Raw genomic sequence first — 11,039 nt, forward strand, 5'->3', positions numbered from 1 at the left:
TAATCGCTCTTCATGGTTAACCTTCATGAAAAATAGATTAATGATTTCTAGAGAAATTTTAAGTAGTGATGGTAATATCTTTATTCATATTGATATTAACGAAATACATTATTTAAAAATACTTTGTGATGAAGTATTTGGAAAAGAAAATTTTGTTGAAGAAATAATCTGGGCTTATGGTTCACCTTCTGGAGGTAGAGCTGCAGGAGCCAAACCTGTTAATATTCACGATACCATTTTACACTATTCAAAAAGTTATTCGGATAGAAAACAGAATAAAATATTTATTCCTTATACAGAAAAGTATATTAAGGATTGGTTTAAATATGATGATGGAGATGGTAGATTATATCAAAGACGAATGAGGGGAAAAGATGAAAGTGGTAACTCAACTTGGGTGAAACAATATCTAGACGAAAGTAAAGGAGTTCCTCTTTCAACGGTATGGTCAGATATTAAGCAAGTTTATGCCGATCCTCGTGCATATAAAGAAAATCAATTACAGCATACTGAATTGTTAAAAGAGTTTTCTGGAGGACAAAAACCAGAAGCTTTATTAAAAAGAATTATTGAAATGTGTACAGATAAAAATGACATTATTTTAGATTTTCATTTAGGAACAGGTACAACAGTAGCAACAGCACATAAATTAAATCGTCAATATATTGGAATAGAACAAATGGATTATATAAAAGAGCTTACATGTGATAGATTGTGTAATATAATCAAAGGTAATCAAACTGGCATCTCCAAATCCGTCAACTGGCAAGGCGGTGGCTCATTCATCTACCTCGAGCTCAAAAAATACAACCAAACCTTTATAGAAAAAATAGAAGAAGCAAAAGATGAAAAAATGCTTCTTCAGATTTGGGAAGAGATGAAACAAAAGTCTTTTCTTAATTATAATGTAGATATTCAGAAGCAGGAGCAGCATATTGAAGATTTTAAAACATTAAGCCTGCAGGAACAAAAACAGCATCTGTGCGAACTGCTTGATAAAAATCAGCTTTATGTCAATCTTTCCTCTCTTAAGGATAAGAATTTTGCATGTACACCGGAAGAGCAGAAAGTAACCCAACAATTTTATCAACTTAAAAACTAAGCAGATGGCATTTTTACATGAAATATTCAATAATCCGTTTGCCCGTAAGGCCTTAGCGGAAGTTGCTTTACCCAATGGAATTACTGATAACCTGAAGTTTGGTATTCGCCCTTATCAGGAAGAAGCATTCAGACGGTATTTATATACGGAGAGAGAAGATTTTGACGGTAAGCCCAGGAAACCTCTGCATCTCCTTTATAATATGGCAACAGGAAGCGGGAAAACAATGTTAATGGGAGGTTTGATGCTTCATCTTTATGAAAAAGGATACCGTAACTTTCTGTTTTTTGTCAACAGTAATAATATCATTCAGAAAACGAAAGATAATTTTCTTAACCCTCAGACTTCCAAATATTTATTTCAGGATAAAATCGTCATTGATGGAAAAGAAGTTTTTTTGAAACAGATCGATAATTTTGATGAATCCGATCATGAAAACATCAATATTAAATTCACAACAATTCAACAGCTTCATATTGATTTAAACAACACTAAGGAAAACAGTATTACTTATGAAGATTTCCAGGATAAAAAGATCGTTCTGATTGCTGATGAAGCCCATCACCTGAATAGCGGAACCAAAAGCGGAAATCTGTTTGGAAGCTGGGAAGAAACCATTTTGCAGGTTCTGCATCAGAATTTTGAGAATATCCTTCTGGAATTTACCGCTACTTTAGATTACGAAAGCCGGGAGATTACGGAGAAATACAAAGACAAAGTCCTTTATAAATATGACCTTGCCCAGTTCAGGACGGATAAGTTTTCCAAGGAAATCAATCTTGTTCGCTCCATGTATGACGAGCAGGAAAGGATTGTTCAGGCTTTGATCCTGAATTTGTACAGACAGGAATTAGCGACAATCCACCATATTAACTTAAAACCGGTTATTCTTTTCAAGGCTAAAAAAACGATTAAAGAATCAGAGCAGAATAAAGAAAACTTTCACAAACTGATTGAAAAATTCTCTGAGAGAATGGTAGATAAGATCCGGAAAACATCTACTGTTTCTGTTGTTCAAAAAGCTTTCGACTTTTTTGAAGCTAACAATATTTCAAAAAGTGATATTGTAAAACGAATACAGACTCATTTCAGGGAAGAGAACTGCCTGAGTGCCAATAATGACCTGGAAGCAGAGAAAAACCAGATCTTACTCAATACACTGGAAGAAGAAAATAACCCGATTCGTGCTGTATTCGCTGTACAGAAGCTTAATGAAGGCTGGGACGTTCTCAATTTATTTGATATTGTAAGATTATATGAAGATCGAGACGGGAAGGATGGTAAACCGGGAAAAACAACCCTTTCCGAAGCTCAGTTAATCGGGCGTGGAGCAAGGTATTATCCGTTTGCTGTAAAAGAGGGAGAAGATAAGTTTGTGCGGAAATATGACGATGATATTTCAAACGATCTAAAAATTTTAGAAGAGTTGTACTACCATACTAAAGAAGACAGCCGCTATATCTCTGAACTTAAAAAAGCATTGGTAGACTCAGGAATATATGAAGATGAGGCTAATCTTGAAACCAAACAGCTCAAGTTAAAATCTGCGTTTAAAACCACAGAATTATATAAAAATGGAGTAGTGTTTTCCAATAAAAAGATCCTCAAAGACTTTACGAGGATAAAGTCTTTTGAAGATCTGGGAATCAGCAAACCTAATTTCAGGTATCAGCTTTCTTCAGGAAGCGGCAGAACATCCAGTGTATTTTTTGAATTAGAGAAACCAATTCCTCTTGAGGAAGACATAAAATCTGAAGGTGTCAGAATTAAAGATATTCAGAAACATGTAGTAAGGTACGCTTTAAGCCGTAATCCGTTTTATTATTTTGATAACCTTTCGCGCTATTTTCCCAATGTAACATCCATCTGGGATTTTATAGAGGATGAGAAGTATTTGGGTGGAATGGAAATCATTTTCTACGGAACCCAAAGTCGTCTTCAGGAAATTTCACATTTTGATTACCTTCAGGCACTCAATGGATTACTGCAAACCATAGAAGCCGATATTAAACATAATGCTCCGGATTATGAAGGTTCATCGTTTGAAGCACAGCCTATTCATAAGGTTTTTAGAGATAAAGAAATCAGGGTTAAAAAAGGAAGTGTAAACGCAGACGGGCAGGAGAATGTGGTTGCTGAAGGATCCTGGTATGCCTATAATGCCAATTATGGGACCAGTGAGGAAAAAAGATTTGTAGAATTGTTTTCAAGGCGGTTCAAAGGATTGAAACACAAATTTCAGGACATTCATTTGATCCGTAATGAAAGAGAAGTTAAGATCTTTGATAAGGCAGGAAGGGCCTTTGAACCGGACTTTATCCTGTTTTGCAGCCAAAAGAAAGATAAACAGATAACTTATCAGGTCTTTATAGAGCCGAAAGGAGCCCATTTGCTGGACTATGATAAATGGAAAGACGATTTTCTGAGGGATATGGAAGGTGACAAGAAAACCATCACCATTCATACGGATGAATATTTAATTACCGCCGTACCATTTTATAACCATGAAAATGAAAGAGAATTTGAAAGGGCTTTGGAAAAAATATTGATGGAATGATATGCCTGCGATATCCAAATTTTCAGCTATTTCCAGTGTTTTAATAATAGCTATTGACAATCAAGTAATTAAAGGTAGAATCTGCAAAGATGAAACTATTGCTTATCTCAAATAAAAAACGTATATTTGCACCCACTTTTTGTGATAAAGGTCTAAGAAAGTAAAATATTAAATATTAATAACTTCCGTATTTTTCAATCACATTGATTAAGACCGTTGAAAGAGAAGGAATACAAATTTATTTAGAATTATGTCAAAAGAGACAAATTCAGCAGAATTATTATTAAACCAAAACGTAGCACCTGAACAATTTGACTGGGATTCTTTCGAATCTGGTCTTGATGCTGATGCTAGAAAAGAGAAAAGCGATTTAGAAGAGATCTACAACGGATCATTAAACAACTTAGACGATAACGACGTTCTAATTGGTAAAGTTGTAAGATTAACTGATAAAGAAGCTATCGTAGACATCAACTTCAAATCTGAAGGTGTTATCTCTCTTAACGAATTCCGTTACAACCAAGGTCTTAAGGTAGGTGATGAAGTAGAAGTAATGGTTGACAAGAGAGAAGACAAAACTGGTCAGTTACAGTTATCTCACAGAAAAGCGAGAACGCTTAAAGCTTGGGATAAAGTAAACGAACTTCACGAAACTGGTGAAATCGTTAACGGTTTTGTTAAGTCTAGAACTAAAGGTGGTATGATCGTTGACGTTCACGGAATCGAAGCATTCTTACCTGGTTCTCAAATTGACGTTAAGCCAATTAAAGATTACGATCAGTTTGTAGGAAAAACTATGGAGTTCAAAGTTGTGAAAATCAACCCTGAGTTCAAAAACGTAGTAGTTTCTCACAAAGCATTGATCGAAGCAGATATCGAAGGTCAGAAAAAAGAAATCATCGCTCAACTTGAAAAAGGACAAGTTCTTGAAGGAACTGTTAAGAACATCACTTCTTACGGTGTATTCATTGACTTAGGTGGTGTAGATGGATTGATCCACATTACAGACCTTTCTTGGTCTAGAGTGAACCACCCATCTGAAATCCTTGAGGACGGACAAACTGTGAAAGTGGTTATCCTTGATTTCGATGATGAGAAAACAAGAATCCAATTAGGTATGAAGCAATTAGAAGCTCATCCTTGGGATGCTCTTTCTGCTGACTTAAAAGTTGGTGACAAAGTAAAAGGAAAAGTAGTAGTTCTTGCTGACTATGGTGCATTCGTAGAAATCGCTCCAGGTGTTGAAGGATTAATCCACGTTTCTGAAATGTCTTGGTCTACTCACTTAAGATCTGCTGGAGATTTCGTAAAAGTAGGTGATGAAGTTGAAGCTGAAGTATTAACTTTAGACAGAGAAGAAAGAAAAATTTCTCTTGGTATCAAGCAATTATCTAAAGATCCATGGGAAAACATCGAAGCTAAGTATCCTGTAGGATCTCAGCATGTAGGAACTGTAAGAAACTTCACTAACTTTGGTGTATTCGTAGAGTTAGAAGAAGGTATCGACGGATTAATCTACATCTCTGATCTTTCTTGGACTAAGAAAATCAAGCACCCATCTGAGTTCTGTGCAGTAGGTGATAAATTAGATGTTGTAGTTCTTGAATTAGATATCCAGGCTAGAAGATTATCTCTAGGTCACAAGCAATTGACTGAAAACCCATGGGATAAATTCGAAACTAAATATGCTGAAGGAACTATCCACGCTGGTAAAGCGGTAGAAGTTCACGATAAAGGAGCTTCTGTACAATTCGAAGATGCTGAGGTTGAAGCGTTCTGCCCTTCAAGATTATTAGAGAAAGAAGATGGATCTAAAATCAAAAAAGGCGAAGATGCTCAATTCAAAGTAATTGAATTCAACAAAGAATTCAAGAGAGTTGTAGTTTCTCACACAGGAATCTTCAGAGACGAAGAGAAGAAAAACGTAAAAGAAGCTTCTTCTAGAAACGTATCTTCTTCTTCAAACAACGAAGAAAGATCTACTCTTGGAGACATCGATGCATTAGCAGAGTTGAAAAGAAAAATGGAAGAAGGTAAATAATCTTTGAACCATTGATAAATACGAGCCGCTCATTTGAGCGGCTTTTTTGTTTTCTCAGAAGTTTTTTCACTATCCACTCAAAATAAAGGAACGATGAATAACCTAACAGGTTTTTATAAACCTGTTAGGTTTGGATTTATAATATAGCAACAGATCAAAACGAAATTTGTTCAGAAAAGATTATCAGAAAATAATTAAAACTTAAAGGTTTCAAATAAATGGTTTTTATTTTTTTCAGAATTAACAGTAAATATTAAATTAACATCACTATTTGTTGAGAAAATATTATTTTAACAGAACTAAATTTAAAACTTTTAACTATGAAAAAAACGTTTTTCTTTTTCTTCATGGCATTGATGTCATGGAGTACGCTTAGTGCACAGGCTAATTATATCATCATGGTTGATAATGGAGGTTCTATGACTAAGCCAGATTATCAAGCGATGAGACGTGGTGTGATTAAGCTAATAGAACAGCTTTTAGCTTGTAATCCTGAAAACAGAGTAGCTGTAGTACAGTATGGAAACGGGATATTGGATCATGATACCGGAATATATAAGCCTTTAATTTATATTGAGTCTGATTATACCAACGATTTTTTTACCGCTCAGAATTTTGAGCGCCGTTTGGATTTTGGAGATCATTTACAGCAATCTTTAGGATTGGTCAAAAATGCAATAATGGGAATTCCGGATCCAGATATAATAAGTCCCCAAAAAACACTAAATGGGAATAAGCCTGAAAGGGTTATTGTATTTACTGACGCAGAACGAGCTTCAGCTAGTCTTGATTCTTATCTTGTAGATCCTGTTTATGCATCAAATTATAATTCATATGAGGCATTTGCCAATGTGATGGAGTTTAAAACGAATATTATAATGGGAGGCTCAATAAGATTCACTTTGATTCATGCGAATTCAAATAATGATGCTATTGAGGCAGCAGCAGCTATTTCGAGTCCTTTTGGGCCGTATTCCGGGCCACTTGAAACGATTCCTGGAGATCCAAGTAATGGTAATTCAAGATCATATTTTAATAGAGATACTGGATTTCGTATGGCGCCTGGTGAAATTAATTATTGGAAGGATATTGCGGAAAGTATTTGTGACTCTAATAATGGAGGAACCTTAGATTTTGTTTATGAGCCAGGAGAGTGTATATATCAGCCTGGTACTATTGCCGGGCATTATTATCTTCCATCTGGTACTACTTTACAGAGCCTTAAGGTAGATATGATCAATTTGCAAACGGGTGAGGTGTATCCTGTGGCTTCTTATCCTGTATTTGAGGCAGGAAACTATTTCAAGATTAATTTCTATTCTTCTTACAGTTTTGCCGAGGCAATAAATGCAGGCTCAACAGGTTGGCACAAGCTTAGGGTAACAATGAATTCAAATGCATCTACCTATACGGTGTATAGCTGGAATAAATATCCGTATTTTGACTTTGATATTGATATGAGTTGTCCACAACCTGTAAGTTTTAAGTCTTCAGTGACGGAAAAGGCTTTTCGGCTGACTCCAAATCCTACTATTGGTTTGTTTAAATTAATGATGAACAAAGAAATGAAATCGGGAACATTGGAGATCAGAGATCTCGTTGGAAATACAGTATATAATAAAGTACTTCGTGGAGAAAAAGAAATAGAGATAGATCTGAGCTCCCACAAAGAAGGAATTTATATCGTTAATGTAACAACAGATAAAAATGAAACTTACTCAGAAAAAATAATAAAACAATAAGGAAATGTATAAATCGCCGCAAGCTAAGCTTGCGGCGATCTCATTTATCTATCATATCAATACTTCAAAATAATTTAATTTATATGTTGTACCTTTGCAGGCTGTTAAAAAAATTATGAAGAAGAAAAATATACTAAAAGGTGTTTTATTTGTAGGGATTGGTGCTAGTATATACGGAATGTTAGCCACTTTTGTGAAAATGGCTTATCATGATGGTTTTACAACGTCTGAAGTGACAACCTCCCAATTTGTATTAGGTTTAACAGGACTTTTGATCCTGAATTTGATTCAAACCTTAACTTCGAAAAAGAAATTATCAATGCCAAGCTCCAAAGAGGTCAGAATGCTGATGCTTGCCGGAACTTCATTGGGAGGAACAAGTTTGTTTTATTATATCGCGGTTCAGTATATCAATGTTTCCATTGCTATTGTATTGCTGATGCAGTCGGTATGGTTCAGTGTTGTGGTGGAAAGTATCATTACCAAAAAACTGCCGAATGCAAGAAAAATTGTGGCCGTAATTATTGTATTACTGGGAACCGTTTTGGCTACCAACCTTATTAATATGGAGATCGAGCTTGACTGGCATGGAGTCTTCTGGGGACTGATGGCAGCAGCTTCATATACATTAACCATGTTTACCTCCAACACGCTGGCTACTCATCTGCCTGTTTTTAGGAAGAGTATTATTATGCTTACAGGAGGTTCCGTTGTTGTTTTTGCATTCCTGTTCTTTGCACAGATAGGACCTATGTATTTTGACGGATTAAAAGCTTTCTATTTAAATTTTACTGAAAATACAGAGCATATTCACCCTTTTAATTATTCAATATTCTGGACATATGGGGCTGTTCTTGCGCTGTTTGGAACCATTATTCCACCCATTCTTTTCAATGTCGGTTTCCCGAATGCTGGATTAGGATTGGGAAGTATTGTTTCTTCACTGGAACTTCCGGTTTCCGTTACCATGGCCTTTGTTTTATTGGGTGAACAAGTATTTTTAATACAATGGGTAGGAATTGCATTGATTCTTTTTGCCATTGTTTTAATGAACCTTCCATCCAAGAAAGAAAAAGAAGTTTCTATGGCAGAATTATCTTAAAAAAATATTATTTAACTAAAAATAACAGTTGAAAACCGTTCCTTTTGGAGCGGTTTTTTTAATTTTAAAAGCTTAAAAGTAAAGTCCATGAGATATTTCAGAAATATAGCCACCGCAATCGTATTAACCGGATCAGGAGTTTTATTTTCACAAATAAAACCGTTGGATGCGATGCTGTCGGAGTATCAATATCCTTATGAAGTACATTTTAAAGAATTTAAATCCCAGGATAACAATCTGAAAATGGCCTATATGGATGTGAAACCTCAAAAAGCCAATGGGAAAACCATTCTGCTTCTTCATGGAAAAAATTTTAACGGAGCTTACTGGGAAAGAACGGCTAAGGATCTTTCAGAAAAAGGTTTCAGGGTTATTATTCCGGATCAGATTGGATTTGGAAAATCATCAAAACCTTACAATTATCAGTTTTCTTTTTCACAACTGGCCGAAAATACAAAGGCTATTCTGGATGAATTGGGAATTGATAAAACCATTGTTCTGGGACATTCAATGGGCGGAATGGTAGCCACAAGATTTACCTTGCTTTATCCTGAAAAAGTTCAGAAACTGATCCTTGAAAACCCCATCGGACTTGAAGATTATAAAACGTTTGCAGCCTATCAGAATATAGACCAGGCCTACCAGTCAGAGCTTAAAAATACAGCCGAAACTTACAAGAATTATCAGCTGAAATTCTATTATGACAACAAATGGAAGGCAGAATACCAGCCATGGCTCGACCTTATCGCCGGCTGGACTCTTCATAAAGATTATCCGCAGGTAGCATGGGATGCCGCACTGACTTCCGATATGATCTATAACCAGCCTGTTTGCTATGAATTCAAAAATATAAAAGTTCCTACTTTATTGATTATTGGAACAAGAGATAGAACTGCTATAGGTAAAGACAGGGCTCCCAAAGAACTTCAGCCTAAAATGGGACAGTATCAGGAATTGGGAAAGAAAACCCAGCGTGAAATTGCCGGATCTCAACTGGTGGAATTAGAGAATGTAGGCCATCTTCCGCATATTGAAGTTTATCCTCAGTTTTTTGAAGCTTTATATAACTTTATTAAGTAGATTGAACCCTTTTTTTACCGAAATGATTGTTATGTAATCTGGCTGTAACAATGTATTAAGAAGGCTGTGTGGATTTCTATTTATCCAAAACTGGTGATAAACAGAAATTTGTTAACTTTGGGACACACTAAAGACGAAATGAGTTAATGATGTCGGAGATCAGATTATCTAAAAAACAAATTCTACATAGGCTAAATACGATCAAAATAAAACCTTCCGGACTTCAGGGAAGAAAGTATGGTGTATCTGTAAAATACTATTCCGGTAATGAGGAAAAACCTTCCAAAAGAATAGATTATACGGTAGCTGCCAATCTGAATATTGAGTATGGTAAAGGATCATTAAGCATTCATAAGGAAGATATTTTTTACAATCAGCATGAGCCGGATAAGATCAGTGAAATTCTTTCATCAGCATTATCTGCCACCATTTACCCTGTAGAAGTAGATCTTAATGAAAAAGGAACAGGAACAGGCGAGATTATCAATCATGATAAAATGTTGGAAAGATGGAAGATTCAGAAATCAAAAATAGCTGATAAATACAGCAGTAAAGAACTGGATATTTTTATTGATAATTTTGAAAATAAGCTTCAAAATAAAGCCATTATTGAACAAAGCCTGCACAATGACTGGTTCTGGAACCTGTTTTTTCATCCTAAATTTATTGATTACGGAGATACCAGAAAAGTTGAAAGAGATCTTTATCTTTCCGTGATTCCTTATCGTGGACCGTTGAAATTTTCCGGGGTACAGACTATCGATAAATTTCCTACAGATTACCATTCTTTTGTCATAGAATTTGAAAGCGAAGAACTATTGGCTCCACGCTATTTTTATCCCGAGGGTCATCATGATGACAGCTCCCTTTATATGACGCTTAAAGTGATTTTCGATCATGATCTGTATCATCATTTTCCGATGCACACCAGAGCTTATTTTGAAGTATTCTCCAGAGATTGGTCAGGAACAAAAATATTCGTGAAAAAGATCCATTATACCCAATATCAATTAGGTTCAGAAGAGTATAAAGACAAAGTATTGGATGAAAGCAGTCCTTTTATTACAGGTGGTCTTGTAAAGGTTCCGCCTAATAAATGGGGATTTGATAATTTCGAAAGGATAGAAAATGACTGGTAAAATTTATTGGTTCAGCAAAAAGATTTATTTTTACACAAAACACACCAAATGTCACTAAAAGAAAAAGTAGTACAGGGAGCAGTCTGCCAATGCAAATTTGGTTCCGCTCCGGACAAACTGAAAGTACTTACGCAAACCAAATATTATGTGAATGACAATGCTGGTAGCAGTAAACTTGCCGCTACCCATAAAGATATTGGAGCTACCTTTGAGAAGAACACTTTCGGTTCATGTGCTAAAAAAAATAATACCCCATGTTCAGCTGTAGTAACTCAA

8 protein-coding genes are annotated in these 11,039 nt (G+C 35.5%); all 8 read left to right on the forward strand.

Annotated features, from left to right (window positions below; genetic code table 11):
• Window positions 1-1,102: DNA methyltransferase (locus BBH99_RS03175; RefSeq protein ID WP_131799191.1), on the forward strand; the 1,102-nt coding region annotated here is incomplete at its 5' end.
• A 4-nt stretch (window positions 1,103-1,106) separates the two neighbouring features.
• Complete coding sequence (locus BBH99_RS03180) at window positions 1,107-3,659, forward strand: DEAD/DEAH box helicase family protein (RefSeq protein WP_066691908.1); 2,553 nt, start codon at window positions 1,107-1,109, stop codon at window positions 3,657-3,659.
• A gap of 250 nt (window positions 3,660-3,909) precedes the next feature.
• A complete protein-coding gene (gene rpsA, locus BBH99_RS03185; protein WP_066691910.1) occupies window positions 3,910-5,700 on the forward strand; it encodes a 30S ribosomal protein S1 in 1,791 nt (596 codons plus the stop codon).
• A 320-nt stretch (window positions 5,701-6,020) separates the two neighbouring features.
• Window positions 6,021-7,442 carry a T9SS type A sorting domain-containing protein gene (locus BBH99_RS03190; RefSeq protein WP_066691912.1) on the forward strand — a complete coding sequence of 474 codons (1,422 nt, stop codon included), beginning with the start codon at window positions 6,021-6,023 and terminating at the stop codon, window positions 7,440-7,442.
• 115 nt (window positions 7,443-7,557) lie between these two features.
• Window positions 7,558-8,544: an EamA family transporter gene (locus BBH99_RS03195; protein ID WP_066691914.1), complete on the forward strand. Its 987-nt coding sequence runs from the start codon at window positions 7,558-7,560 to the stop codon at window positions 8,542-8,544.
• An 87-nt stretch (window positions 8,545-8,631) separates the two neighbouring features.
• Entirely contained in the window at window positions 8,632-9,624 is a 993-nt protein-coding gene (locus BBH99_RS03200) for an alpha/beta fold hydrolase (RefSeq protein ID WP_066691917.1), read from the forward strand.
• Window positions 9,625-9,770: 146 nt separating this feature from the next.
• The gene (locus tag BBH99_RS03205; protein ID WP_228390729.1) at window positions 9,771-10,763 is read left to right on the forward strand and encodes a hypothetical protein; all 993 of its coding nucleotides are present in this window, start codon (window positions 9,771-9,773) and stop codon (window positions 10,761-10,763) included.
• Between the two features lie 48 nt (window positions 10,764-10,811).
• A partial coding sequence (locus tag BBH99_RS03210) for a PAAR-like protein (RefSeq protein WP_131799192.1) occupies window positions 10,812-11,039 on the forward strand: 228 nt, incomplete at its 3' end.

It is taken from the genome of Chryseobacterium contaminans (assembly GCF_001684955.1).
Lineage (GTDB): Bacteria > Bacteroidota > Bacteroidia > Flavobacteriales > Weeksellaceae > Chryseobacterium > Chryseobacterium contaminans.

Coding starts and splice junctions, on each gene's coding strand:
- BBH99_RS03180 (WP_066691908.1), top strand. CDS start 1,107: ATGGCATTTTTACATGAAATATTCAATAATCCGTTTGCCCGTAAGGCC.
- BBH99_RS03190 (WP_066691912.1), top strand. CDS start 6,021: ATGAAAAAAACGTTTTTCTTTTTCTTCATGGCATTGATGTCATGGAGT.
- BBH99_RS03195 (WP_066691914.1), top strand. CDS start 7,558: ATGAAGAAGAAAAATATACTAAAAGGTGTTTTATTTGTAGGGATTGGT.
- BBH99_RS03205 (WP_228390729.1), top strand. CDS start 9,771: ATGATGTCGGAGATCAGATTATCTAAAAAACAAATTCTACATAGGCTA.
- BBH99_RS03200 (WP_066691917.1), top strand. CDS start 8,632: ATGAGATATTTCAGAAATATAGCCACCGCAATCGTATTAACCGGATCA.
- rpsA (WP_066691910.1), top strand. CDS start 3,910: ATGTCAAAAGAGACAAATTCAGCAGAATTATTATTAAACCAAAACGTA.